The sequence below is a fragment of the Erysipelatoclostridium sp. MSK.23.31 genome, from assembly GCF_019125875.1.
Lineage (GTDB): Bacteria > Bacillota_I > Bacilli_A > Erysipelotrichales > Coprobacillaceae > Thomasclavelia > Thomasclavelia ramosa.
Window position 1 is genome coordinate 1 of record NZ_JAHOCB010000046.1, and the last position, 24,848, is coordinate 24,848.

25 protein-coding genes and 2 riboswitches are annotated in these 24,848 nt (G+C 30.4%); of the genes, 4 read left to right on the plus strand and 21 right to left on the minus strand.

Going from position 1 to position 24,848, the window contains the following annotated elements; genetic code table 11:
* Positions 1 to 750: 750 nt before the first annotated feature.
* The 5 genes from KSU54_RS15640 to KSU54_RS15660 all read right to left on the minus strand — a co-directional run bounded on the left by KSU54_RS15640 (position 751) and on the right by KSU54_RS15660 (position 3,710).
* Positions 751 to 1,269, minus strand: a complete 519-nt coding sequence (locus KSU54_RS15640) for a PepSY domain-containing protein (protein WP_003539220.1) — start codon at positions 1,267 to 1,269, stop codon at positions 751 to 753.
* Positions 1,270 to 1,274: 5 nt separating this feature from the next.
* Positions 1,275 to 2,327, minus strand: coding sequence for a sensor histidine kinase (locus KSU54_RS15645; protein WP_008792339.1), 1,053 nt, complete (start codon positions 2,325 to 2,327; stop codon positions 1,275 to 1,277).
* A complete protein-coding gene (locus KSU54_RS15650; protein WP_008792340.1) occupies positions 2,324 to 2,977 on the minus strand; it encodes a response regulator transcription factor in 654 nt (217 codons plus the stop codon). The genes KSU54_RS15645 and KSU54_RS15650 overlap by 4 nt, the downstream gene beginning before the upstream one ends.
* Before the next feature lie 5 nt (positions 2,978 to 2,982).
* Positions 2,983 to 3,285: a PepSY domain-containing protein gene (locus tag KSU54_RS15655; RefSeq protein WP_008792341.1), complete on the minus strand. Its 303-nt coding sequence runs from the start codon at positions 3,283 to 3,285 to the stop codon at positions 2,983 to 2,985.
* Positions 3,286 to 3,407: 122 nt separating this feature from the next.
* Positions 3,408 to 3,710 carry a hypothetical protein gene (locus KSU54_RS15660; RefSeq protein ID WP_022008210.1) on the minus strand — a complete coding sequence of 101 codons (303 nt, stop codon included), beginning with the start codon at positions 3,708 to 3,710 and terminating at the stop codon, positions 3,408 to 3,410.
* A gap of 141 nt (positions 3,711 to 3,851) precedes the next feature.
* Between KSU54_RS15660 and KSU54_RS15665 the strand changes: the two genes are divergently transcribed.
* On the plus strand, positions 3,852 to 5,525 hold the full coding sequence (locus KSU54_RS15665) for a Na/Pi cotransporter family protein (RefSeq protein WP_008792342.1): 1,674 nt from the start codon (positions 3,852 to 3,854) through the stop codon (positions 5,523 to 5,525).
* A 39-nt stretch (positions 5,526 to 5,564) separates the two neighbouring features.
* Here KSU54_RS15665 and KSU54_RS15670 read toward each other — a convergent pair whose 3' ends face one another.
* The 3 genes from KSU54_RS15670 to KSU54_RS15680 form a co-directional block, all read right to left on the minus strand.
* On the minus strand, positions 5,565 to 5,909 hold the full coding sequence (locus KSU54_RS15670) for a P-II family nitrogen regulator (RefSeq protein WP_003539240.1): 345 nt from the start codon (positions 5,907 to 5,909) through the stop codon (positions 5,565 to 5,567).
* Between the two features lie 13 nt (positions 5,910 to 5,922).
* Positions 5,923 to 7,164, minus strand: a complete 1,242-nt coding sequence (locus KSU54_RS15675; RefSeq protein ID WP_003539242.1) for an ammonium transporter — start codon at positions 7,162 to 7,164, stop codon at positions 5,923 to 5,925.
* Between the two features lie 1,009 nt (positions 7,165 to 8,173).
* On the minus strand, positions 8,174 to 8,383 hold the full coding sequence (locus KSU54_RS15680; protein WP_003539247.1) for a hypothetical protein: 210 nt from the start codon (positions 8,381 to 8,383) through the stop codon (positions 8,174 to 8,176).
* A 276-nt stretch (positions 8,384 to 8,659) separates the two neighbouring features.
* Here KSU54_RS15680 and KSU54_RS15685 point away from each other — a divergent pair, with 276 nt between their 5' ends.
* On the plus strand, positions 8,660 to 10,189 hold the full coding sequence (locus tag KSU54_RS15685) for a helix-turn-helix domain-containing protein (RefSeq protein WP_008792343.1): 1,530 nt from the start codon (positions 8,660 to 8,662) through the stop codon (positions 10,187 to 10,189).
* 220 nt (positions 10,190 to 10,409) lie between these two features.
* On the opposite strand, the gene KSU54_RS15690 is transcribed toward KSU54_RS15685, so the two are convergent.
* Positions 10,410 to 11,780: an alanine/glycine:cation symporter family protein gene (locus KSU54_RS15690; protein ID WP_003539250.1), complete on the minus strand. Its 1,371-nt coding sequence runs from the start codon at positions 11,778 to 11,780 to the stop codon at positions 10,410 to 10,412.
* 59 nt (positions 11,781 to 11,839) lie between these two features.
* Positions 11,840 to 11,919: riboswitch (glycine riboswitch) on the minus strand.
* A gap of 2 nt (positions 11,920 to 11,921) precedes the next feature.
* Positions 11,922 to 11,996: riboswitch (glycine riboswitch) on the minus strand.
* Between the two features lie 108 nt (positions 11,997 to 12,104).
* On the opposite strand from KSU54_RS15690, the gene KSU54_RS15695 reads away from it, so the two are divergent.
* A complete protein-coding gene (locus KSU54_RS15695; protein ID WP_003539253.1) occupies positions 12,105 to 12,530 on the plus strand; it encodes a VanZ family protein in 426 nt (141 codons plus the stop codon).
* A 20-nt stretch (positions 12,531 to 12,550) separates the two neighbouring features.
* On the opposite strand, the gene KSU54_RS15700 is transcribed toward KSU54_RS15695, so the two are convergent.
* Positions 12,551 to 12,850: a hypothetical protein gene (locus KSU54_RS15700; protein WP_008792344.1), complete on the minus strand. Its 300-nt coding sequence runs from the start codon at positions 12,848 to 12,850 to the stop codon at positions 12,551 to 12,553.
* Positions 12,851 to 12,950: 100 nt separating this feature from the next.
* Between KSU54_RS15700 and KSU54_RS15705 the strand changes: the two genes are divergently transcribed.
* Entirely contained in the window at positions 12,951 to 13,379 is a 429-nt protein-coding gene (locus KSU54_RS15705; RefSeq protein ID WP_009008578.1) for a hypothetical protein, read from the plus strand.
* A 109-nt stretch (positions 13,380 to 13,488) separates the two neighbouring features.
* Here the strand turns inward: KSU54_RS15705 and KSU54_RS15710 are convergent, their stop codons facing one another.
* From KSU54_RS15710 to KSU54_RS15760, 11 genes are all read right to left on the minus strand, one after another.
* Positions 13,489 to 14,130, minus strand: coding sequence for a YczE/YyaS/YitT family protein (locus KSU54_RS15710; RefSeq protein ID WP_003539259.1), 642 nt, complete (start codon positions 14,128 to 14,130; stop codon positions 13,489 to 13,491).
* Positions 14,131 to 14,241: 111 nt separating this feature from the next.
* Positions 14,242 to 15,027 carry a phosphonoacetaldehyde hydrolase gene (gene phnX, locus KSU54_RS15715; RefSeq protein WP_009008577.1) on the minus strand — a complete coding sequence of 262 codons (786 nt, stop codon included), beginning with the start codon at positions 15,025 to 15,027 and terminating at the stop codon, positions 14,242 to 14,244.
* Positions 15,027 to 16,121, minus strand: a complete 1,095-nt coding sequence (locus KSU54_RS15720) for a 2-aminoethylphosphonate--pyruvate transaminase (protein ID WP_003539263.1) — start codon at positions 16,119 to 16,121, stop codon at positions 15,027 to 15,029. Before KSU54_RS15720 ends, phnX begins: the two co-directional genes overlap by 1 nt.
* Positions 16,122 to 16,130: 9 nt before the next feature.
* Positions 16,131 to 17,111, minus strand: coding sequence for an extracellular solute-binding protein (locus tag KSU54_RS15725; RefSeq protein ID WP_117792700.1), 981 nt, complete (start codon positions 17,109 to 17,111; stop codon positions 16,131 to 16,133).
* Complete coding sequence (locus tag KSU54_RS15730; protein WP_008792348.1) at positions 17,108 to 18,739, minus strand: ABC transporter permease subunit; 1,632 nt, start codon at positions 18,737 to 18,739, stop codon at positions 17,108 to 17,110. The genes KSU54_RS15725 and KSU54_RS15730 overlap by 4 nt, the downstream gene beginning before the upstream one ends.
* A 4-nt stretch (positions 18,740 to 18,743) precedes the next feature.
* On the minus strand, positions 18,744 to 19,493 hold the full coding sequence (locus KSU54_RS15735) for an ABC transporter ATP-binding protein (protein WP_003539266.1): 750 nt from the start codon (positions 19,491 to 19,493) through the stop codon (positions 18,744 to 18,746).
* Positions 19,494 to 19,617: 124 nt separating this feature from the next.
* Positions 19,618 to 20,484: a MurR/RpiR family transcriptional regulator gene (locus KSU54_RS15740; RefSeq protein ID WP_117792702.1), complete on the minus strand. Its 867-nt coding sequence runs from the start codon at positions 20,482 to 20,484 to the stop codon at positions 19,618 to 19,620.
* Between the two features lie 163 nt (positions 20,485 to 20,647).
* A complete protein-coding gene (locus KSU54_RS15745; protein WP_054322786.1) occupies positions 20,648 to 21,205 on the minus strand; it encodes a hypothetical protein in 558 nt (185 codons plus the stop codon).
* A 147-nt stretch (positions 21,206 to 21,352) separates the two neighbouring features.
* Positions 21,353 to 21,493 carry a hypothetical protein gene (locus tag KSU54_RS15750; RefSeq protein WP_153801656.1) on the minus strand — a complete coding sequence of 47 codons (141 nt, stop codon included), beginning with the start codon at positions 21,491 to 21,493 and terminating at the stop codon, positions 21,353 to 21,355.
* 254 nt (positions 21,494 to 21,747) lie between these two features.
* Positions 21,748 to 23,826 (minus strand): glutamine synthetase III family protein, encoded by a 2,079-nt coding sequence (locus KSU54_RS15755; protein ID WP_117792704.1) that lies wholly within the window; start codon positions 23,824 to 23,826, stop codon positions 21,748 to 21,750.
* Positions 23,827 to 24,051: 225 nt separating this feature from the next.
* The gene (locus tag KSU54_RS15760) at positions 24,052 to 24,558 is read right to left on the minus strand and encodes a PH domain-containing protein (RefSeq protein WP_003539273.1); all 507 of its coding nucleotides are present in this window, start codon (positions 24,556 to 24,558) and stop codon (positions 24,052 to 24,054) included.
* Between the last annotated feature and the right edge of the window lie 290 nt (positions 24,559 to 24,848).

Sequence of the window (24,848 nt, forward strand, 5' to 3'; positions counted from 1 at the left end):
TAAAGATTCATTCTATTGGTACAAAAAAGTTATTGCCACTAATGGTGATGATTTATCAGATTAATTTAATCTTAAAAAGTCTTCTATAGAAATCTATAGAAGGCTTTTTTGCTAATAAATATAGTATTATAACAACATGTTTTCTATTTAATTTAAGTAAATTTGCTAATCTACAATCTTTTCAAATACCGGGTCATAACTAACTAATTAATTATTGTTTCACCTTCTTGTTGCAATTATTTTAACGCTTCAATCACAATTTATCTATTATTCTGATCAACTGCCTAAGCCTGCTCACCCACCAAGATTTCTTCCTCTGAACATTTAATATCCTTATATCCTTGTAGTGTTTGTTTATATAAAGCCATTTTTATTTTTCCTTCTCATTTCCTTTTTCATATTCTAAAGCTAATTTTAAATCATATTCCATTATTTTATTTTCTATTAAGGCAAAACTTTGAAAAAGCAACTAATCATTTCCACTTTTCTAGCGAATAGCTTAATTTTTTTATCAAATAAAATAATATTCCCACTTGTTAATGAATTCAATCATTCCTTTAAAATAGGATTCGGATAGATATATTTAATGCTGATAATACAGCAATAAAAAAACAATCCCTCTTTATCTATATCTGAATAATGAGATAAAAAGCAAGAAAAATAACTTTTATTTAATGAAGACATCATGTTTTTAATACTAAAATTATTATTCCTATATAATAATAAAAGAATCGGCTGTAACCAATTCTTTTATTCTACATCTTCTTCATATTTAATAATTTCACCAGTATCTGCATTAATTTCTAATTCATATTCCTTATTACCATTTTTAATCTCTATCTCATATTTTTTAATTCCATCATCGTCATCATAATCTAACTCTGTTTTTATTAAGTAACCACCACCAACACGATCAAAAGCGATTTTTTGAGCTTCCTCTAAAGAAACAGCCGTATTAACAGGAGTAATCGGAGTAACTGTTCCATCAACTGGATTGGTTGTCGTACCTATATAATCATCATCTTTTTCCCGTTTTAATACCTTTCCACTATTTGCGTCTACTTCTATTTCATACTTTTCTGTATCAGTTATAATAGTAAAATCATAGTAAGTTACCCCATCATCTTTATCTTCTTTAGCCTTAAGGATTTTTCCTTCTACTTCTTTTAAAGCAATTTCTTGTGCTTCTTCCAATGTTAGGGCACTAACTTTTTCAGTACATCCAACTAAAGCTATTGTAATTAATACAAATAAAATTATTTTCTTCATAAATATTATCTCCTTTCAAAATCAATTGTAAAAATTGTATATTGATCAACTATACTTTCAACCGTAATTGCATAGTCATAATAGCTGCAAATTCTTTTAGCAATTGCTAAACCTAGTCCAAAATTGTTATTATTTTGAGCCCGTGACTCATCAGCCCGATAAAAGCGATTAAATATATAGTCTAATTTATCTGCTTCTATCCCAATCCCGTGATCTTTAACCATTAATTTTTGGTCAACATATAATAATTCAATTTTCTTTTCTTCTTCTCTTGAATATTTAATTGCATTATCAATTAAAATAATTAAAAGTTGTTTTAAATGTTCTATGCGCATCCATATCTTTGAAGTTACAGTTATTTTAATAATAAATTCAAATTCTGGGTGAACTTCTTTAAAATTTGTAATTACTTCATCAACTACTAAATTAAGATCAGTTGGTTCTTCACAATGAATATCCATTTCTCGGGTTAAATGAAGAAGTTCATTACACAATTGGATTAATCGCTCAACTTCATTACTAGTGACATTAAGTGAATTGCTAAGAATAGCAGGATCATCTTTTCCCCACCGCTCCAACATATCTAAATTTCCTTTTATAATTGCCAATGGCGTTTTTAATTCATGTGATGCATCACTTACAAATTGATTTTGTTGTAATAATGATCTTTCCGCTTGATCGATTGTTTCATTAAATTCCTTGCCTAATAAAGCTAATTCATCATTTCCCTCAATAACAAGCCGGTGACTTAAGCCCTCATTTTTAATTTGTTTAATACTCTTTGTAAATTGATCAACAGTTTGTAAAAAACGTTTACTAATCATGAAACCACAGGCAATACTGGTAATCAATGCAACAATAATTAAAATCAAAAAGATTACAGCAACAATACTAGCTATGGGGGTTATCAAATCTTCATCCATTGCATAGATTCGTCCAATAATCAATAAATAATAACCCATATAAAGTAATAAAATCAAGCTAAATACTACGATCACCGTCATAATAATAATTGAAGTAGTACTAACTAATTGATGTCGTAGTGATTTAATTTTCATGATAAACGGTATCCTACTCCACGTACTGTTTCAATTTTAATTCCGGGAATTTTATTACGTAAATAACGGATATATACTTCAACGACATTTGTTGATACATCTTCATCATAACCCCAAACCTGATCTAAAATCTTATTGCGACTAACAACATCACCGCCATTTTGAACTAATAATGATAATAAATCAAACTCAGTCGTTGTTAAATTTACTTCATTATCTTTGAAAAAGACCTTGTGCTTACTTGGATCAATTTTAACTTCTCCATAACTATATTCAAGAAGTGCTTTTTGAAAGTTCATTCTTCTCAATAGTGCATTTATCCTCGCTAATAATTCTTCCATTGCAAACGGCTTTGCTAAATAATCATCTGCTCCAACTTGTAAACCATTGACCTTATCCATCACCTCATCACGAGCTGTAAGCATAATTACTGGCGTTTGTTTAATCTCTCGCAAGCGTCGACATACTTCGATTCCATTAATTCGCGGTAACATTAAATCTAATAAGATTAATTCATATTCTTGCTCTAAAGCTTTTTTTAACCCAACTTCACCATCATAAGCTTGATCACAACAATAACCTGCATGGGTTAATTCTAGCTTTAATAGATCTGACATATTTTTTTCATCTTCAATTATCAGTATTGCCATCTTCATCACTCCTTATATTCAAATCCAATTATCTTTCCACTTTTTGCACTAATATTTATCTCAATCAGTTCTTGCTGCTGATTCTCTATTTCAAGATGGTAAAATATTTGCATATGCTCATATTCAATTTGTGAAGATACGATAGTTCCTGGAAATTGTTTCAATGCTACAACATGTGCTTCACTTTTAGAATAATTAATGTTATTTAAAGTTGTATGTAATATATAGACACCAAAACAAATAACACTAATGACGATTATTATTGTAGTTGTTATAATTTGTTTTTTATAAATAATCAGCTTTTCCATTCCCATCTTCCTTTCATCTATATCATAACCTATTTTGCCCGATTGTTGCTTAAAGAACAATAATAATTAAATAAGAATTTTCTCATTTTCTAAGAATAAATAAGTGTGATCTAAAATCACACTTACTCAAACAAAGCAAATTCTAAATAATAAACTAGATCATGAAACATTCTAGTATTAAAGCCATAACAGCTGCAATCATCTATTTCTCCATCCCAATCATTATTTAATCGTTCTAATAACAGCGGTACCTCTGTAACATCTAAATTAGCTGTTACAAAAAACTCACTACAATCTTTTTTTCCAGCATACTCACGACTCGGTGAAATTGAAAAATTAGGATTTATTTGTAACAACAAATCTTTAATCATTTGATAATCTTTTATATCTTCACTTTCAATAATTACATATAATCTCGCTAACATAAAACCACCTCTTTCCTGCCTATTTTATCATAAAATATTGTTTAGATAAAAGTATGCTATTAATTAATTTTATTCTGATTATATTTACTAATAAATATGTTAAGATAAAGTAAAGAGATATATTTGAAAGCTGGGATAATTATGGATGAATCACTAATTACGATCATTGGGTTTATTATTGGAGGCCTATCTATCTTTATTTATGGAATCAATCTTATGAGCGATGGCCTCAAAAGTATTGCAGGATATCATATCCGTGAGTATATTGAAAAATATACAAGTAATCTTTTTACCTCAATTTTAGTGGGTACTTTAATTTCTGCAATCCTCCATTCTAGTTCTGCTGTTACAGTTATTTCAATCAGTCTGGTTCGGGCCGGATTAATGAAGTTGGAACAGGCTATAGGAATCACGATTGGAGCGAATATTGGGACTTGTGTGACTTCAATAATGATAGGCTTGAATGTGGAACAATTTGCTTACTATCTTGTCTTTATTGGGGTTGTAATCATGTTTTTAGCTAAAAAAAAGACGATTGGATACATCGGCAAAGTTGTTCTGGGCTTTGGACTAATTTTTGTTGGTCTACAAATAATGAGTGATCAAATGATAGCCTTTGCTAAAGAACCTTGGTTTACAAGTATCATGACAACGTTAGGAAAAAAACCATGGTGGGCACTTCTAGGTGGAACTATAGCAACAGGCATCATGCAATCATCTACTGCTGTTATCGGTGTAGTCCAAAAACTTTTTACAACTGGTTCAATCACTCCTGCTGCTGGTGCTGCATTTATTTTTGGGGCCAACATTGGTACTTGTATTACTGCGGTTATTGCCGCTTTAGGCGGATCTATTTCAACTAAACGAGCTGCCTGGTTTCATGTTGTTTATAATCTAGCAGGTGCAATAATAGGAATGCTCGTTTTAAAACCATTCGTTAATTTAACTAATTGGGTCAATTTGCTGCTAAACGGCAGTCAAGAAATGTATATTGCTCAAGCACACTTCATTTTTAATATAGCTTCAACTATTTTAGTTATTCCTTTTGTTCGCTATTGTGTTATTTTATTAGAAAAGTTAATTCCTGGGAATGATCATCATGATACGCTCATTGAAAATATCGATGAGCTAGATGATACTTTAATTGACAAACTTCCTGTCGGAGCATTAGCAGTTGCTAAAAAGAATACACTCCGAATGGGACGAAATGTTATAGCCAATATTAAATTATCTTATACTTATTTAATCTCTAAAAATAGTGAAGATTATGATGAAATTATCGAAATTGAAGCACTAATAGATAAATATGATTCTCGTTTATCCAAATACTTGCTAAAAATTGCTCAACAGCCCACATTAGCAAAAAAGCAAACTAATGAATACTTTAAAAATTATCAAATTATCAAAAATCTTGAACGAATTGGTGACATTGTTAGTAATTTAGCTAACTATTACAAACTTGTTTACGATGAAAAAGGTAAATTTTCTAACGAAGCAATCGATGATTTAAATAAAATGTATAAATTAGCTTTAGAAATGGTCCAAGATGCTCTAGATATTTATGAACACGATAATGCAAATAAACTTCTTTCTTCTTTAAACAAAAAAGAACATACTTTAAATGCTTTAGAAATTGAGTGTCGTCAAAATCATCTAGTCCGAATGCGTGACGGTATTTGTGAAGATAATATCGCTGCTTCTATCATCATTGATATTATTTCTAGTATTGAACGAATTGGTGATATTGCTTTAAATACTGCAAATTCAACAATTACGGTATACAAAGATCATAAAGTTAAATATTTAAATGTTTGATTTTTACATAAAAAATTACTGGAATAACATCCAGTAATTTTAATTTATTGCATCTTTATCGGTTTCACCGGTTCTAATTCGCAAAGCACTTTTTAGATCATAACTAATTATTTTGCCATCTCCAGGATTCCCCGTAAATGCTGCGGTTTGAATTGCCTTGATTGTCTTCTTTTCCCAAACTTCATCACTTACTATAATTTCAAATTTAATTTTTGGTAACATATTTATTTCTACTTCATTACCTCTAATTACTTCACGATAGCCTTTTTGAATTCCACACCCCATAACTTGATAAACTGTAATCCCATGAACTTCAATTTTAGCTAAAGCTTCTTTAACATCCTCAAACTTATCTTCACGAACAAATGCTTCTATTTTAATCACAAATCACTCCTCCTTACTCTAATCCATTAAATGATGGGTATGCTGTCTCATTATGTTCAGACATATCTAACCCCATCTGTTCATCACGTTTATCAACTCGTAATGGTGTAAATAGCCGTACAACTCCTATACAAATTAAAGTACCTATCACAGCAACTACTATTGTTAGTAAAATGCTAATAATTTGTGCAATTAATAAGTTTGTATCTCCGAAGAATAACCCATTCCATCTAGCTACATCATTGATTGAAGTTTGAGCAAAAAGCCCCGTTGCAATACCACCCCAGATACCACCTATTCCATGACATCCAAATGCATCTAGAGCATCATCATATCCAAAATATTGTTTTGCTTTAGAAATCATAAAATAGCAAATTGGGCTACCAACAAAACCAATAATAACTGCAGACCAAATCGGAACAAATCCTGCACCAGGAGTAATTGCTACAAGCCCGACAACTAGGCCGGTTACACTTCCCACTAAAGTTGGTTTATTAATTTTCCAAACATCCATCAACATCCATGATAACATTCCTGAAGCAGCAGCAACAGCAGTTGTCATAAAAGCGTGTATTGCTAATCCGTCAGCTTTTAAAGAACTTCCGGCATTAAAACCAAACCACCCAAATAATAGAAGGCTTGCACCTAGTACAACAAACGGAATATTATGAATACGATATTTCGCATGATCATAATCCTTACGTTTACCCAAGATAATACACAATACTAGCGCGCTTACTCCAGAACTAATATGAACAACATTTCCACCAGCAAAATCTACTGAACCAATTTCAGCCAAGAATCCCCCTAATCCCCAGACCATGTGAGCCATAGGATAATAGACGATTGTTGACCAGACAATTATAAAAATAAACAACGCTTTAAACTTCATTCTTCCCGCTACAGCGCCAGTAATTAAAGCTGGTGTAATAATTGCAAACATCATTTGAAATGCTGCAAAGCCTAAATCCGGAATCGTACTGGCATAATTACCTGGCGTCGTTCCTACATTACTCAAGCCCAAAAAGCTTAGATCCCCAATTATTCCTAGATGATCATTTCCAAACGCCAAGGAATATCCAAATAATATCCACATAACCATTGCTATTCCAATTACAAAAATTGAAGTCATCATCGTATTAACCACATTTTTTCTTCTAACCATTCCGCCATAGAAAAAAGCTAATCCTGGTGTCATCAATAACACCAATGCTGTACAGATTATCATAAATCCTGTATCTCCAGAATCAATCATATTTCTTCCCCCTTTATTTATGATTATATTGGAAGTATAGATGATATTTTTTTATTAAGCAAGATATTTTTTATCACTAATTATTTTCAGTTTACCTTGTCGTAAAAAAACATTGATATTATCATAGTTTTTTAATTTGTTAAAATATTGTTATTTTTATATATGATAAAAATAGTTATTGGCATATAAGTTTCCAATTAACTCGTTATTGTATATTAGTGCAGTTATTATTAATTCATTTAAGTTAAAAAACTATAGATCATTACAAGATAAAATTAAATAATTGTCATTTTTAAACTGTTTTTCCATAACCAACATAGAATGATTCACAAAATTATTTTTAAAGTATTCTTTTGAAATTAAAATCACTCCTATAAAAGTTATACCTGTGACTATTAATCATATATATAAATCATTTGGCACAGCTCTAATTAGAACTGCTCCAATTACAAAGTAAAACAATATATATATAATTAGTATCTTAGATAAAATACTTAATCCTTTTATCTTTCTATTTAAAATAAACTATATAAAAATCATAGCATATCTATTTTATAAAAAAGGCATAATTTTTTCACAAAACTAAAAAGAGCTGTAACATTCTAAAATAGTAAAAAAACTACTCACTAGTTACGGCTACTTCTATAAGTATATCTCCTTCTTTACTTGGCTCTATAGCTATCAATCTATTAACTTTTTTGCACAAGTGGGACATGCAACATAAAAGTAAGTACATCCGTTTTCACATTTATAATCTATTATTTTAAAACTACTAACTTCAGTATCAATGCTCTCTTTAGTTACTATCTTTTTCATTATTTTCCCGTCAAAAGAGATATAAAACAAAAACTATATCACTTTTTTATGCCTTACGTTAATATTAATCAAAAAATAATTATACGATATTTTGTTCTATTACATTAATAATATTGTATCTATTTTTTATCGTAGCAAGATAAATTTTGTAGTATATTCTTGTTTTCGTAATTTTCCTAAAATAATATATTTGCTAATTATTCAAGAACTTTTCTATATCTTCATAATTAGATATTTCTATATTAAAAACATATGAAAAAAATTTTTGCAATTCACATATATCATATTCTTTAAAATTTATTTTATGTATCTTTTGATACACTTCTTTTACTAAAAATCTTAAATCTGAAATATAATTACAACATACTAAATCAACAACATCTTTAAAAATATCTCTATGCATAATAACCTATCCCCTCAAGCTTTATTCACAAACATTTTAAATATAAATACTGAATTAAAAAATACATCAATCAAATAAACCAAAATAACTCTCCAAAATTTCAATACAATATACAAGTAAATACCTTTTTAATATCATATTAAATTTTTAATAATATTTTTTCCCAAAAATATATCCTATATCAATAAAATTTGGGAACAATTTAATCACATAATTATCATATTATATAGTTGTAAAAACTATAAATAGCTTAAGTTCTGTTGTAGGTGGTGAATTATGCTTGACTATTTTTTAGAAAACACTACAAAAAAGAAATTATATCTTTTTTCCATCTTATATTTAAAGAGAGTCACTTCTGTAAAAGAATGTAAGTATATACTTACATTTAGCAGTACCAGTATAATTTCAATAATTAACGAGTTGAATTTTGATTTCAATGGAATTGCAGAAATAAATATAACAAATTCATTGGAACTTAAATTAATTGTATACGAAGATATTACATTTTCTGATTTACTCCATGCTATATACCAAAGCTCTAATGTATTGCATTGTATCAAGTTTATGATAACCAATGAATCAAACCATTCTTTTTTGGTATTTGCGGAAGATAACTATCTTGCAAAATCCAGTGCATATCGAATACGACAAAAATGTATTAAATATATCCGCAGTATCGGTTTGGATATTAAAAAAAATAAAGTTATAGGGGAAGAATACAGAATTCGATTTTTGATTGCTCTTTTATACTACAAATGCGGTATAGATTGTTGCGATATTGATGAATATTCAATAAAACTTATTAAAGAATTTATTATATCTACTAACCAGTCAATTACTTTTGAATTTCTTAATAACGCTACAAATGAATATGATTATTTTGAATGTCTAATGTCACTTTTGTGGAAAAGAAAAGACCACAATGACAATTTATCTATACCAAAGGAGCTTGAAAAATTTAAAGAGATTTTTATATACAATGATTTGAAAAAATATTTACATAATGTAATTGGGAATCAGCTTAACATAGATTTTTCAAAAAAAGACTATGATTATATGTATTTAGTTTATTTTTGTACTAATAACTTTCTTTTTGCCAACCAGTGGACAGAGGAACGTAAAGAGCACATTTATAAAATATTTCTTTCCAATCAAAAATTTTATGATTTATATATTCGTCTTAGTCATAAATATGGTAAATTTCTAGAACAATCTCACATTTTCAAAACAATTTTAATCTATTTTTTTAAGGATCATCTTTTTCAATTACAATGCCTAATTCCAAATCAGCGTCTATATATAGATACTACACCTACTACAACTTACATCACCAATAATGACGTATCAGGTATCATAAATTCATGGAAAAAGGCAAATAATATATTATATCCAACAGATAAAAGAAGTATATTCTATTTAACAACACAAATTGAATTTATATTAAGACAACTTGTTCCACCTGTAACAATCATATTGTTATCTGATTTAATGTCCGAGATAGAAATGATAAATCTTTTTCTTGAAAAAAATTTTTCCCGCAATCGAATTAATATAACTCCGTTACTTTTAAACAGTTATAATTTAGAATATCTGAACGCTGAAAAAAATAGAATAATAATCATTACTCGAGGAATTGAATATTTATTAAAATCATACAATTTCTTTCAAAATAATACTATAGTAATAATAGATTCTAGAACAACCTTATACGAGAAAGAAAAAATTTCGAATGCTATTGCCAATTATGAAGAAAAACAATTTCTAAAAATTTGTGCTGGAACAAGTCTTACTGATACAGAATATTAATGATCAACATAAGTGCAACAGTCTATTTATACAAATATTATATTATTTAAATAGCATATTTTATCTTAAACTTATTTCTTGGCAAAAACACTTAAATCAAAAAAGGACTGTAACGAATAAAAATTTTAATCTTTGACATCCCCCCTTCTAAGTGACAATTTTTTATTATTTCACTTGTCTACCTAGAAGGAAGCATATCATTTAATCCGTTACAGCCCCTTTAATCATATACTAATTCATCTTGATTTATAACCTCTTCATCAGTAAAATATGCTTGAGTTTGTACTATGACCTCTTTTCTTAATCCAATTAAACCAATTAAATTAGGGATAGCCATACAACCATTAACAATATCTGCGAGAATAAAAATAAATTCTAATGACATAAAAGGACCAATTGCAATAAAGACAATATAAATAAATTTATAATATGGAATCGCTTTTAAACCTTTTAAATAATACATACATCTCTCACCATAATAATTCCAACCAATTATAGTAGTAAATGCAAAGAAAATTAATCCAATATTAACAATATACTTCCCAATCATAGGAATAAATAAACCATTACTAAATGCTTGTGTAGTCATTGCGGCACCTTCTAAACCACTAGTATGGCTATTAGTAAGTAAAATTGCAATTCCTGTCATGGTACAAATAACAACTGTATCAATAAACGTTCCAGTCATTGATACCAATCCTTGTTCTACACATGAATCAGTTTTTGCTGCAGCAGCGGCAATTGGTGCACTTCCAAGACCACTTTCATTTGAAAAAATTCCTCTACTAATTCCTTTTTGCATTGCCATTGTCATAGTAATACCTATACCACCACCAAGAGCTGCTTGAGGATTAAATGCACTATGAACCACTAATACAACTGTCTGCGGGATTAAGTTAAAATGAGTAATTAAAATAATCACAACACCACCGATGTAAAGAATACACATCATAGGAATTACTTTTTCTGCTACATTCGCAATTCTTTTAATCCCGCCAATTGTAATAAAACCTACAGTGATCGTTAATAAAACCGCTGTAACAATTGGTGGAACATTAAACGATAACTCCATTGCATCAGAAATTGATTTAACTTGAGTAAATGTTCCAATTCCCAATAACGCCACAGCAACTCCAAAAAAAGCAAAAATCTTAGCTAACCATTTACTTCCTAAACCCCGTTCTAAATAATACATTGGTCCCCCTGCCATTTGATTATTTTCATCTTTGATACGGTAACGAATTGCTAATAAGCCTTCAGCATATTTTGTAGCCATTCCAAAAAAAGCTGATACCCACATCCAAAATAATGCTCCTGGTCCTCCGGCCGCAATCGCGGTAGCTACTCCAACAATATTTCCTGTCCCGATCGTAGAAGATAGTGCTGTACAAAGAGCCTGAAAACTTGATACATCACCTTCATCATTATCCTGTTTTTTAAAAATACATGAAAACGCTAATTTCAATTTCGTTAATTGCAACAGTTTTAGCTTGCATGTGAAATAAATTCCAGTTCCCAACAATAGACAAATAAGCGGTAAGCCCCATACAAGCTCATCAATTTTTGTAAGTAAATTTGTAATAAATTGCATAAAAAAACTCCTTCTTAAAATAATTAAGTCGGAATTAATAATGAAAAAAACTATTCATCCCACTGTCCTTTTACCTGAGAGTTTCACCTATAAATAGGTTTGCTCCTTCGGTGCTTAATTTAATAAGTCTCTCCAGAGGTTCGTCCAATAGCGATCCTTTTACCTGAAATCTTTAATTCTTCGGTGTTCAATTAGAATCTCTTTCGCCATTATCATCCGATATATACACTAAGATTATACGCTAATTGTATACAATTGCAAATATTTTTTATTTTTGCAATAAAGTATTTGTAAAGACGACATTTCTCTTCTATAATAACAATTATGAAAAAATTAAAATATTTTATTCCTGCCCTAATTTGGATGATCTTTATTTTTATAATGTCACACACTAATGGTAATGACTCTTCAAATCAAAGTAATTTTATTGCTGAAATAATTTTAAAAGTTATTAATATTGATCGTGATACATTAACTTTTATAATTAGAAAAGCCGCTCATATGAGTGAATATGCAATCTTATTACTCTTACTTTATTATGCACTAAGTAACGTTATATCTAAGCATACTTTATCATTATCATTATTAGTCACATTTATTTATGCTTGTAGTGATGAATTTCATCAATTGTTTATTCCAGGGCGCAGTGGACAATTTAAAGATGTTCTAATTGACACTTCTGGTGCCTTGATCATGCTTATGATCATCTTTTTATGGCAAAGAAAAAAGAAGTCTAAACTAATCAAATAACTTTACTTAAGTTATTTTGATTAATCATTAGACTTCTTTTCATTTTGCAGTTTTTCAATACTTTCTTTTAACTTATCAATGGCATCATTAAGTACATCAAGATCATTTTGACGATCATCGTTGTCATCATCACTCGGTGGCGTTGAGCGTTCTTCTAAGACAGCTGACCAAGAAGAGTTTGAGGCTAAAATATCACCTACAACATTAAACCATGCTCCCAAAGCAGCCTGCTCACTCGTAGTAAAATCATTTGTCAATAGATATCCTAAGATCACTGCAGTTCCAGTAAAACTATACGGATCAAGATTGGGTATATACATGGTTCACCTCTCCCATATTTTAATATATGCTAAATAAAAAAAAAACTTAGGCTTTTGCATATTTAATATTTCGCTGCACACACTATTATTGGGTGAAAAAATGAATGATAATGTAAAATTATTAAACTTTATTTATCAAAACTCGCAAATGGGAGTTGAAACGATTGAGCAATTAGAAAAAATCGTTGAAGATAAAGACTTTAAAAGATATTTAAAAGAAAAATATGAAGGCTATTGTAAAATCCATAAAGATGCTAAAGAAAAGTTAAATAGTCATGGATATGACGAAAGAGGAATTGGTTCTTTTGAAAAAATTCGTACTTACTTAATGATCAATATGCAAACACTGACCGATAAATCAACTAGTCATATTGCAGAAATGATGATGATTGGAAGTACGATGGGAATCATCAATGCAATTCGTAATATAGCTGATTACAATCATGCTAAAAAAGATATTATTAAGCTCATGGAAACATTAAAAGCTTTCGAAGAAAAATCATATGGAGATTTGCAAAAATTTATTTAAATTGCTGTTAATGCAGTGCTCTCCTAAGTTCAACTTTGTGAGGGCACTACATATGAGGTATATTATTTCTAATTAAAAACAGTATTACAAATAATACTGTTTACTATCACTAATTATAATCAATTAAACCAAATTTCTTAAACACTGGTTTTTGCAATTTCATAAAAATCCCCATCATTGGACCAAATAAAAACATTCCAATAATAGTTCCCTCTCGTACTGCTAAAGGCACATCAGTAATAATTACAATTATAATTACTAATAAAATTGAAACTACGTCAACCCCTTGCCGTAAAACATGGAATTTCTTTCCAGTAACTCCGCTAACAGCCATACAAGCTCCTTCCAAAGCAAATGTAACAATATCTAGAACCATTACCATTCCTACTGCAAAAGCACTGACGATATATCCCAAAATTAATAATCCAACATTCATCCAATATGTATTAATCGTAAAATTACTGTATACTTCATACAACATGAAGTTAACAATTAGCCCTAATAAGATGCAAACAGGAATTTGTAATAGCTGGATCGGCTTAAATTTTCTTCTAAGTATTGCCACTTGAACAAAGATACATAAAAAATTACAAAACATACCAATTGTTCCTACCTCTATCCCTGTAACTAAACTCCCTGTCTGTGCCAAAGCATCCCATGCACCTACTCCAATGGCCGCTTTCAAGGTTAGAGCTGAACTACATGCAACGACCACAACGCCAAACACCAAAACTATTACCCGCTTAAACATTTTAATTAGTACCTCGCTTTTTTTGTATAGGCATTATTATAGCGGTTTCAATAATCTAGTCAACCTATTTTTTAAGCGTTTTCAAAAATAGAAAAAGGGTAATCTACCCTTTTAAAATAACTCTACTTCTTGTATGAGTGCAATTAGCTCGCTTAAGTTATTAATTACATAATCAGCACCAGCATCTAAATATGCTTCTTTAACCCGTTCAATTGCACGATTCCGTTCTTTAGGTGTTAAAGCATTAAATTCTTCTTCGTTCAATCCCAAAGTTGAACTTCCCTCAATGACACCAACTACGATTACCCCTGCATTAACACCTTCTTGAATATCAGAAATTGTATCACCAACTTTGATTACATTTTTTACACTGCTTATATGCAGTTCAATCATATTTTTAAAAATCATATAAGGATAAGGGCGTCCAAAGTGATTAGTAGCATCAGGTGAGTACCAGCAATCAGGTTGATACCCCTGCTCCTTGGCACTTTTTAATACTGGCTCCATCATCATATCTGTATATCCAGTAGTTGAGCCAATCTTAATTCCCAATTCTCTTAGTTTTGCCACAGTTTCTAAAACATACGGCTTAACATCTGTATGTTTTGTAATACCTGTCATTAATGATGCCTCAAATAAATCATAAATTTTATGTATATCCTGTTCATTAAATTCACGATCATATCTAGCCTTAAATGCTTCATTCAATACTGGCATTTCTAACATTGTTTTAATATGATCAATCTTCAACATCCCCATTGGTTCTCTAATTTGGTCATTAGTTGGCTCTAATCCATAATTATTAAAAGCATCTTTAAATGCTTGAACAGGAGCAAAACAACCATAATCAACTGTAGTTCCTGCCCAATCGAAAATTACTGCTTCAATTCTACTCATTATGCTACCTCCGCTAAAAAATCTTTAATAATTGAACATAAATTTAATATATCTGCTTCATAAATTTCACCAATATTACCAATTCTGAATGTTTGAGCAGTAGTTAACTTTCCTGGATAAATTGCATAACCACGTGCTTTTATATAATCATACATCTCACTAAAAGCAAATTCTTTTCCTTCAGGATAATAGAAAGTAGTAATAATTGGTCCTTGATAAGCTAAATCAACATAGCTTTTCATTCCCATTTCAGCCATTTTTTCAATTAGCAAACGATTATTATCATAATAACGTTTACTTCGAGCAGCTATTCCACCTTCTTCCAACATCTCATCTAACGCTTTTGAAAATGCCAGTACGACATGGGTTGGTGAAGTAAAACGCCATTTTCCATCTTTATCCATCGTCTCCCATTGATCATATAAATCCAATGATAAACTTCTTGCTTTACCTCGACTAGCCAGTAATAAATTTTTATTAGCAATCACAAATGAAAAACCAGGAACTCCTTGAATACACTTGTTTGCGCTACTTATAATAAAATCAATCCCTAATTTTCCTACCTCAATATCAACACCACCAAAACTACTCATAGCATCAACGATAAATACTTTATTTCTTTCTTTAACTACTTTTGCTACACTCTCAATATCATTTAAGATCCCAGATGTTGTCTCACTATGAACGATAGCAACATGAGTTATTTCTTTTTCTTCATCTAATTTTTCAGCAACAGCTACTGCACTAGGATTTTCATTTTCAGCAAACTCAATTATCTCATGATTAATTCTTGCGTGCTCACATATATCTTTCATTCTTTTTCCATAAGCACCATTAGCGACAATCAACAGTTTTTCATTTTCGCCAATTACACTTGTAATTACTGACTCTACTCCAAAAGTCCCGCTTCCTTGCATCAGTACTACAGTATATTGCTCAGCTCTTACATGAGCTAATTCTAATAATTGGTCCCTAATTTTTAAAGTAATTTTTTTATAGTCATCATCCCATGTACAATGATCAAATAACATTTCTTGCTTTACTGTTGCTGTTGTTGTTAACGGCCCTGGTGTTAATAATTTATAATCTTTCATTTTCTTCTCCTACTTACATTCTTCTGATAATTTTTGATGTTTTTCTAATAATTCGGCAGTCAATTTTTCACTAAAAGTTTTTGGATATGCTGACTTATTTGCACTATCACTAGTTTCTCCTTGGTAAAGGGGATTAGGGTAGGTTTCTAACAGCTCTTTACGTCCACTTTCAATAATACATTGTGCCATCTTCATTGCTAATTTTTGATGTTCACTACCATCTTTATTTACGACTGCAACTGATTCAGTCAAACTAAAATTTCCCTCTGTTGGGTCAACAAAATCGATTGGAAGTCCATCAGCTTTATCACGTACCGCCTGATGACGTAGACCAAAGCCAATCGCTACTTCTCCAGCTCGAACTTTTTTAATTGGGCCTGATCCTGAATCTTCGATATGTGCTCCGGCATTATCATAAATTCCTTTTAATACTTCCTTTGCTCCATCTTCGCCATATTCACTTACTAATGCCTGAATTAATAACCATGCTGTTGATGAAGATGCTATATCCGTAACTGAGATCATATCTTTGTATTCTGGTTTAGCTAAATCTTTTAAACAGGTTGGTGTTTCAAGACTATTTGCTTTTAATTCTTCAGTATTAATAATAATAGCCCCTTCTTGTGAAGTAATCGGTGTGTAATAAGATGGATATTCATCTAATGCTTGAGTATCAAAATCTAAATCAACAAACATCTTTTTTTGTTCTTGAGCACTATCAAGATAAAACGAGCTCATTGTTACTAGATCTGCCTCAATATTAGTTCCTTCAGCCAATAACTTACCTCCTAATTCAGAAGTTCCAAAAGTCTGAAATAAATACTGTCCCTCATAACCATTTTTATCTAATGCATTTTTCATTGCCGTTACAGCTTCATCATCGGCATTTGAATAAATAACAACCTGATCATTTGATGAAGAACATCCAGTTAAAAGTGAAGTACAAAGTAACGAACTAACTACTAACCCCTTTAATAATTTCTTTTTCATTTTAATGTTTTCCTTTCTCTTCTTTGCTTACTAAAGTAACTAAATACTCCTTTAGCTAATAAATTAATTAATAAAATCAAGATTGATAAAACAAAGATTTCATTAAATTTAGCAAAATGCTGTAACTCTTTGATCTTTGTCGTCATCACCATCGTCCGCGCCCCAGCAATAAAGATAACCGCACTAACAGTGACCATAGCATTAATAAAATAATAACTAAATACTTCTAAAATTGATGAAATTGCATTAGGTGTAATAACTCTAATAACCGTTTTAAACCAGCTATCACCCATCAGTTTCGCAGTCGTTTCAAATGAACCATTCATCTTTGTCAATGAGTTTTTCATCATTAAATATGGCGATGAAAAGAAATGAACGATATTACACAAAATAATGATGATATAAGTATTTTGGAGCACTGTCCCAGAGAACATTAACAAGTATGCTATCCCTAATACCATACCAGGAATAGTATTAGTAGCTAGAGCAATACTTTCAATTATCTTTTTCAAAAATTTATTTAAAGTGCTCCGGGCACTAGCCAGCGCTGCTCCATATACGACAAGTGTTCCTAGTAATGCTGTAAAGATTGCAGTGATTAATGAATTTTTTATTACCCCTAGCAATGTTGCATCACTAAAAACATTAATAACATTTTGAAAAGTAAAACTAATTCGATATGGCCACTCTCCAACAAACGGCACAATTATAATTACTATAAAGACAGCAATAATAATTACATTAATCGTTATGCTCAGTGTCCCCCAAAACCAATCACGAAAACGATTCTGTTTGATTTCAATCGTAGAGATTTTATTATAACGAATATTATATTTTTCAAGCCGATGCAATAAAATAATACTGATGATTGAAGGAATCAGCATTGTCATTGCAACAACTGCCCCACCTGCAAAATTTGGAATACTTCCCAACATCTTATTGTAAAGTACACTAGCAACAACATCATACTTTCCACCCACCGATGCAGGAATCCCAAAATCTGTAAAACTTAGAAAGAATGACTGAATAAAGGCTGCAACCAAAGTTCCTAATAAAGGTCGAATCAAAGTAATCATTAATGTCCTAAATTCACTATCTTTCATTAATTTGGAAACAATAATAAATTTTTTATCAATGTAACTAATAGCGTTATTAATTAACATAAAAGCAATCGGAAAAGTATATATAACATACCCTAACATCAATCCCTTAAAACCATATATATCAAATAATTGAAAACCAAATAACTTTGTCCACAACCCTTGTTTTCCAAACGAATAGATAATTGCAAATCCATAAGTAATGGTCGGCAACAACATTGGCAGCATCGAAACATTATTAATTATCCTTTTCAACCCTTTAAACATATTCGTATAATTTAAAGTGTAAGCAACAATAAATGCCAGTATTACTGTTACTAGAGCACTCACTCCAGAAACAACAAAACTATTTTTTAAAGCATGCATAAATCCTGTTGTTTGATAAGTTTGTAAATAATTATTTAACGTTAAACCTCCATTATTATAGAAAGATTGTATTAACAGTGACCCAATTGGTAATAACAGAAATATCCCAAAAACAGCAATAACAATTATATAAATAAACTTGATTTCTCGATTTTTATTCATTTCTTTATACCACCGGACTAAACAAAGTCATAATATTTCTTCTTTTTATTTCCAGCTGATTTAAAATGAAGTCTTGAACAAAATCACAACTTGGATGATTAATAATTTCCTCTGGTTTACCAAACTGAGATATTTTTCCTTCATTAATAATCAAAACTTGATCTGATAATGTTAATGCTTCCTCTGGATCATGAGTAACAATAATAGTAGTTAAATTGTACTCCTTAGCAATAATCTTAATTCGCTCTTTAATAGATTCCTTGATTACTCCATCCAAAGCGCTTAACGGTTCATCTAAAAGAAGAATCTTAGGTTTCATTACCATTGTTCGAGCCAATGCAACCCGTTGTTTTTGTCCTCCTGATAATTGATCAATCTTTTTATCTAAATGCTTCTCCAATCCTAACAAGTGTATCAGCTCATCTACTTCTTCTTTAGTTGAAATATCCGGTTTGTTCTTTAAACCATACGTTATATTTTCATAGGCATTTAAATTAGGAAACAAAGCATAATCTTGAAAGACAATATTAAAGCCTCTTTTTTCCATTGGAACATAAGTTAAATCCTCATTTTCAAAAATAATTCGTCCACTATCAACCTCACTAATTCCTAAAATAAGATTTAATAAAGTAGTTTTCCCACTTCCTGAAGGTCCTAAAATTGAAACAATTTGCCCCTTAGGTATCTCCAAACTAAGATTATTTAAAATATTTATACCATCAAATGACTTAACGATCCTTTCTAGTTTTAACATTCTTTTTCCTCCTCGAACAACTGCATTATAGCTAACTAAATAAATTTCTATCTATTCTTTTTTCTTTAAAACTTGGTTAAGAAAGCGTTAATAAAAAGAGGTGGTAGATGTAGAAAAACTACATTCACAGCTCCTCTTTTTGATATCCACGATGTTTAATTAATCTACTATAGTGATCTAGTTTTTTAGTGTAATTATCATAATCACTGATAATCACACCCATATAGATCATATCGACTAATGCAATTTGAGCAGTTCGTGAAAAAATTGCATCTCCATACAAAAACTGATCATTACTTGTTGATAAAACAATATCACCATATCGAGTTAACATGGTATTTTCAAAATTAACAATAGCAATCGTTTGAGCTCCAGCATCTTTAGCAATCTTCAAGACTTCGACTGTATTTTTAGAATTTCCTGAATAAGATATTCCAATCGCTAAACTATCCCTTGTCAGATTACTTGCATCAATACTTTGGAGATAGTAATCACTATGACAAGTAACACTCTTTCCTAAATATATTAATTTAGTCATTAAATCATGAGCTACACCCATTGAATTCTCAACAGCATATATTGAAATATGCTGACTTTGATTAATTAAAGCTACGGTTTTTTGATAATTCACTAAAGAAAGAGATTTTAATGCATTTTCCAGCATCGATGTTGCTGTAGCTACAATTTTACCTGGAAGATCCATAATTTTATCATCGGCGTTTATTGAAAAACCATATAAAATATCTATACTATTTTCTTTATCATAATTTTTAGCTAACTCTAATTTAAATTGTTTGAAACTGTCATAGCCTATCGCTTTAACAAAACGCATTACAGTTGGCTGCGATACAGCAACTTCTTTGGCCAATAACGTCATTGATAAATCTTCTAGCTTTCCACAATAATTTAATATATAATCAGCTACCTTTTTTTCTGATGGACGTAAAATATTGTATATTGTTTTTATCCTAAAATTCACTTTGCTTAGCATATTCTCTCCTGTAGTATTTCTACTTTATTTTCTCTTTTTATTTATTTTTAGTATAAGCAATATTAAAAAAAGCTACTATCATGCTAGCTTTTTTTATCTAAAGAAAAAGTAATTTTTTTGTTAAGAAAAGAAAAAACCAGATTTTTATCTGGTTTTTAGATTACTAAGGAATAATTATTCCTCGCGGGTTATCAAGATTATATTCTTTAGCGAGCTTAGGAAAATGATTATCAAGGTATTTTTCTAATGCTGTATCATCCAAACCTTTAGTAAGAATGTCTTTTATTTTTAAGGGATCATTAATTGTAATTCCTTTACTTGATAATATCTCTATGATAGAAACAATATTTTTTAAACTATAAGCCTCAATCATTATTTTTTCATCATCTAAAATGATATCTAGATCCACATAATAATTAAGATGTTGTCCGACTGCTAAGGTACTACCATAAGTCCACCTTTTAATTATTAATTTTTCAAGATTAGACTCCACAATTCCTGGATTATATAAGCGTGAACACATCGATACGTTAATCTCTTTGATTTCATCGAATGTAATCTTTCTAATTTTATTATCAAGTCTTAAGATTAATTCTTCCCCAATCAAAAGATACTCCTCTTGTTGATCACCTAGCTGGTCAACATACACATTTAATCGAACACGTTCACTTTCCTCATAATTAATAACTCGACTAATTTTGTTCAGAACATCGCGTTTCATTATTATCCCCCCTTTACACTTTTATTAAACACTATGGTCTAAAACAATAGTCAAGAAATTCTATTCAAATATTTATTAATTCAATAAATACTAATTTTATAAAACGCTATTTAGTATCGAATATATATACTCCATAGATTCTTTTAATTAATGTTTTCTTTTCATCGAAACTAGAATTGCTAGACTAGGTACTAAGACCAATCTATATATAATAATATCATCACCTGTAGCAATTAATCTTTTGATCGTTGAAATAGCATTTTTAGCAGGATCTATCGTTTTTAGCATAAGTAAACCAAATTGGGAAAGCTATGGCAAAATAATCTGGGTGTTTTAAAATCATTTCCATTGTCATATAATTACCATTTGAACAGCCTCAAATAATAATTCACTAACATGCTCCAAATAACTCATCAGCATAAATAGAATTACCAACTTGATAATTATTATTGCCTCCATCCTCATTGTTGAACTTTGTAGCACTAAAATATATTATATAGATAAAAAAATCCTTTGAGATATAAATCCCAAAGGAAATATTATTAAATTCCAAATAATAAATCTAAATATGTTGGCATTGGCCAATATTCAGCATCAATAGATTCTTCAAGCTGATCAACTGTTTCTCTCAATGCTTGCATCATTGCAAAAACATCATCGCGCCATGCAACTGCCTGTTCAAAAATTTCTTCTTCAGAAGCTTGAGCTGCAGCAATATTAGTTTCTAAAGTTGTCATTTGTTCTTTCATTGTCTTCACTAATTTAGCTAAAGCATTAGCATCATCAACTAAGAAATCAACATCTAAACCTGCTTCCTTAGCAGCAATCACTTCAGAAGATACTTTTGATAAATAATCACAAACTGCTGGATAAATTTGAGATTTGGCCATTTTTAACGCTGTTAACCCCTCAACCTGAATAGTTTTAATATAGTTTTCTAGTAATATCTCATAACGAGATCCTAATTCAACTCTACTATAAACCCCTAAACGATCTAACATCTCTAAATTCTTTTCTTCTTTCAAACATTTTAAAGCATCAACAGTATTTTTATTATTAGGAAGTCCACGTTTTGCTGCTTCTTCTTCCCATTCTGCTGAATATCCATCGCCATTAAAAATAATTCGTTTATGAGCTAAAACAAATTCTTTAACTACATCATCAAATGATTTGCCTGATTCAATTTCATCAGCCATTTTTTCCATTGCGTCAGCTAAAATTGCATTTAAAATAGTATTTGGTCCAGCAACAGATTGGCTTGAACCAACTGCTCTAAATTCAAACTTATTTCCAGTAAACGCAAATGGTGATGTACGATTACGGTCTGTATTGTCTTTTGAGAAAGTTGGTACTACTGATACTCCAGTGGCAAAACGTGCCGCATCAGATTTGCTAGTTTTCTTACCTTCACAAATTTCTGCTAAAAGAGCATCTAACTCTTCCCCTAAGAACATAGAAATAATTGCAGGTGGTGCTTCATTTGCTCCTAAACGGTGATCGTTTCCAGCACTGGCAATACTCATCCGTAATAAATCAGCATAATCATCAACAGCTTTAATCGTACATGCAAGCGTTGCAATAAATGGTTTATTTTCAGCAGGATTAGCACCTGGATTGAATAAATTAATACCTGTATTAGTAATGACTGACCAGTTATCATGTTTACCAGAACCATTTACCCCAGCAAATGGCTTTTCATGTAATAAGCAGCGTAAACCATGCTTTTTAGCAATATCTTGCATAATTTGCATTAATAAATGGTTATTATCAGTAGTAATATTTACTTTTGAATATACGCATGCTACTTCATGTTGTGCCGGTGCAACTTCATTATGTTTTGTTTTTGAAGGAATTCCATATTTCCATAATTCATGATCTAAATCTTTCATAAAGGCAGACACTTTACGTTTAAGACTACCAAAGTAATGATCTTCTAATTCTTGTCCTTTCGGCGCCATTGCCCCAAATAGAGTACGTCCAGTTAACTTTAAATCCATTCTTTCTTGGTAATATTTATCATCAACTAAGAAATATTCTTGTTCAGCCCCAACAGATGCAGTAACTTTAGTAATTCCTTTTTCACCAAGCAAAGGCAATAATCGACATGCAGCTTTAGATAATGCATCACAAGATCGTAACAACGGTGTCTTTTTATCTAATGCTTCTCCAGTATATGAACAAAACAAAGTTGGAATATATAAAGATCCATCTTTAACAAATGCCGGTGATGTACAATCCCATGCAGTATAGCCTCTCGCTTCAAATGTTGCCCGTAATCCTCCAGACGGGAAAGACGATGCATCAGGTTCACCTTTTCTTAATGTTTTTCCACTAAATTCTAATACTGCTTTACAACCGTCAGGTTCCAAAAAAGCATCATGTTTTTCAGCTGTCAAACCAGTCATTGGCATAAACCAATGGGTAAAATGTGTTGCACCATTTTCTAATGCCCAGATTTTCATTGCATTAGCAATTACTGTTGCGCATTCTTTAGATAATTCTTCACCATTATCTAAAGACTCATGGAATGCCTTGTAAATAGATTTAGGAATCCGTTCTTTCATTACATCATCACTAAATGCCAAGCATCCGTAATCTTCTAATAACTTATTCATTTCCATTCTAAGTTCCCCCTTGTTAGTTTCTAAACAACACATAACCATACACTTAATATATGTTTATATGCCGTTATTATACAGTTACTTTATTTAGGTGTCAATATCTATATGATATTTTTTTATCATTTTGTTAATTCTTTATTAAAATGATAAATTATTTATAACTGTTTACTTAAAGATACTTATTACAACTAAGTAATATTCCATTTTTACAAAAGAAAAAGATGCTTATTCAGCATCCATATTTGCTTTTTTAGCTTCTTCTTTCAAAGCTCTTTTGCGTTTCTTTTCATATGATCTATGAGTAGCTGCATATTCAGTACATTGCACATGAATTCTTTTATTAGCAGCTACAATCGCTTCAATAAATCCCATTCTATCTTTTGGTGTTACAACAAATCTTTTTTTATTTTCAGCATAAATTTCTAATGCCCGTGGACTAGTTATAAGTTTTGTCATCTTTGGTACAGGATCACAAATTGTTTCACATGTCATAATATTAATTTCTTTATCTTTACCAACACGGCGATTAATTATCAATGTTCTACGATTAATTGTATATTTATATGGTCGCCATAAAGAAAAATATGCAATAATTAATAATCCACAAATAGCACACACTATCGCAGGTACCATTTGTCCAATTATAAATAAATAAACTACATATACCATATAAAAGATTTCAAAGTATAGTATTGCGGGATTCAATTTAATTTTAAACTCTTTTTCTTTCATAATAACCTCTCTTTTTCCTCAACTTCATCATTATAACGTATCTTAAATACTATAACAATTATAAATTATCAATCATTGATAACTTATAGTTACTATATTATTAAATAAAGAAAGACGGGAAACCCGTCTTTCGATTATCAAACAAGTTTGTTGAATTATTCTGCAGCTTCTGCAGCTTGTTTGTTTTGATATCTTTCATAAGCAATTAAGAATGGTACGTATACTAAGATAGATACTACGATTGCAATTGCTTGAGATACAGCACCCATGATATTAGCTCCTGTAGTTAA

Coding starts and splice junctions, on each gene's coding strand:
- KSU54_RS15640 (WP_003539220.1), bottom strand. CDS start 1,269: ATGAAGAAAATAATTTTATTTGTATTAATTACAATAGCTTTAGTTGGA.
- KSU54_RS15645 (WP_008792339.1), bottom strand. CDS start 2,327: ATGAAAATTAAATCACTACGACATCAATTAGTTAGTACTACTTCAATT.
- KSU54_RS15650 (WP_008792340.1), bottom strand. CDS start 2,977: ATGGCAATACTGATAATTGAAGATGAAAAAAATATGTCAGATCTATTA.
- KSU54_RS15655 (WP_008792341.1), bottom strand. CDS start 3,285: ATGGAAAAGCTGATTATTTATAAAAAACAAATTATAACAACTACAATA.
- KSU54_RS15660 (WP_022008210.1), bottom strand. CDS start 3,710: ATGTTAGCGAGATTATATGTAATTATTGAAAGTGAAGATATAAAAGAT.
- KSU54_RS15665 (WP_008792342.1), top strand. CDS start 3,852: ATGGATGAATCACTAATTACGATCATTGGGTTTATTATTGGAGGCCTA.
- KSU54_RS15675 (WP_003539242.1), bottom strand. CDS start 7,164: ATGATTGATTCTGGAGATACAGGATTTATGATAATCTGTACAGCATTG.
- KSU54_RS15680 (WP_003539247.1), bottom strand. CDS start 8,383: ATGCATAGAGATATTTTTAAAGATGTTGTTGATTTAGTATGTTGTAAT.
- KSU54_RS15685 (WP_008792343.1), top strand. CDS start 8,660: ATGCTTGACTATTTTTTAGAAAACACTACAAAAAAGAAATTATATCTT.
- KSU54_RS15690 (WP_003539250.1), bottom strand. CDS start 11,780: ATGCAATTTATTACAAATTTACTTACAAAAATTGATGAGCTTGTATGG.
- KSU54_RS15695 (WP_003539253.1), top strand. CDS start 12,105: ATGAAAAAATTAAAATATTTTATTCCTGCCCTAATTTGGATGATCTTT.
- KSU54_RS15700 (WP_008792344.1), bottom strand. CDS start 12,850: ATGTATATACCCAATCTTGATCCGTATAGTTTTACTGGAACTGCAGTG.
- KSU54_RS15705 (WP_009008578.1), top strand. CDS start 12,951: ATGAATGATAATGTAAAATTATTAAACTTTATTTATCAAAACTCGCAA.
- KSU54_RS15710 (WP_003539259.1), bottom strand. CDS start 14,130: ATGTTTAAGCGGGTAATAGTTTTGGTGTTTGGCGTTGTGGTCGTTGCA.
- phnX (WP_009008577.1), bottom strand. CDS start 15,027: ATGAGTAGAATTGAAGCAGTAATTTTCGATTGGGCAGGAACTACAGTT.
- KSU54_RS15720 (WP_003539263.1), bottom strand. CDS start 16,121: ATGAAAGATTATAAATTATTAACACCAGGGCCGTTAACAACAACAGCA.
- KSU54_RS15725 (WP_117792700.1), bottom strand. CDS start 17,111: ATGAAAAAGAAATTATTAAAGGGGTTAGTAGTTAGTTCGTTACTTTGT.
- KSU54_RS15730 (WP_008792348.1), bottom strand. CDS start 18,739: ATGAATAAAAATCGAGAAATCAAGTTTATTTATATAATTGTTATTGCT.
- KSU54_RS15735 (WP_003539266.1), bottom strand. CDS start 19,493: ATGTTAAAACTAGAAAGGATCGTTAAGTCATTTGATGGTATAAATATT.
- KSU54_RS15740 (WP_117792702.1), bottom strand. CDS start 20,484: ATGCTAAGCAAAGTGAATTTTAGGATAAAAACAATATACAATATTTTA.
- KSU54_RS15745 (WP_054322786.1), bottom strand. CDS start 21,205: ATGAAACGCGATGTTCTGAACAAAATTAGTCGAGTTATTAATTATGAG.
- KSU54_RS15750 (WP_153801656.1), bottom strand. CDS start 21,493: ATGCTAAAAACGATAGATCCTGCTAAAAATGCTATTTCAACGATCAAA.
- KSU54_RS15755 (WP_117792704.1), bottom strand. CDS start 23,826: ATGGAAATGAATAAGTTATTAGAAGATTACGGATGCTTGGCATTTAGT.
- KSU54_RS15760 (WP_003539273.1), bottom strand. CDS start 24,558: ATGAAAGAAAAAGAGTTTAAAATTAAATTGAATCCCGCAATACTATAC.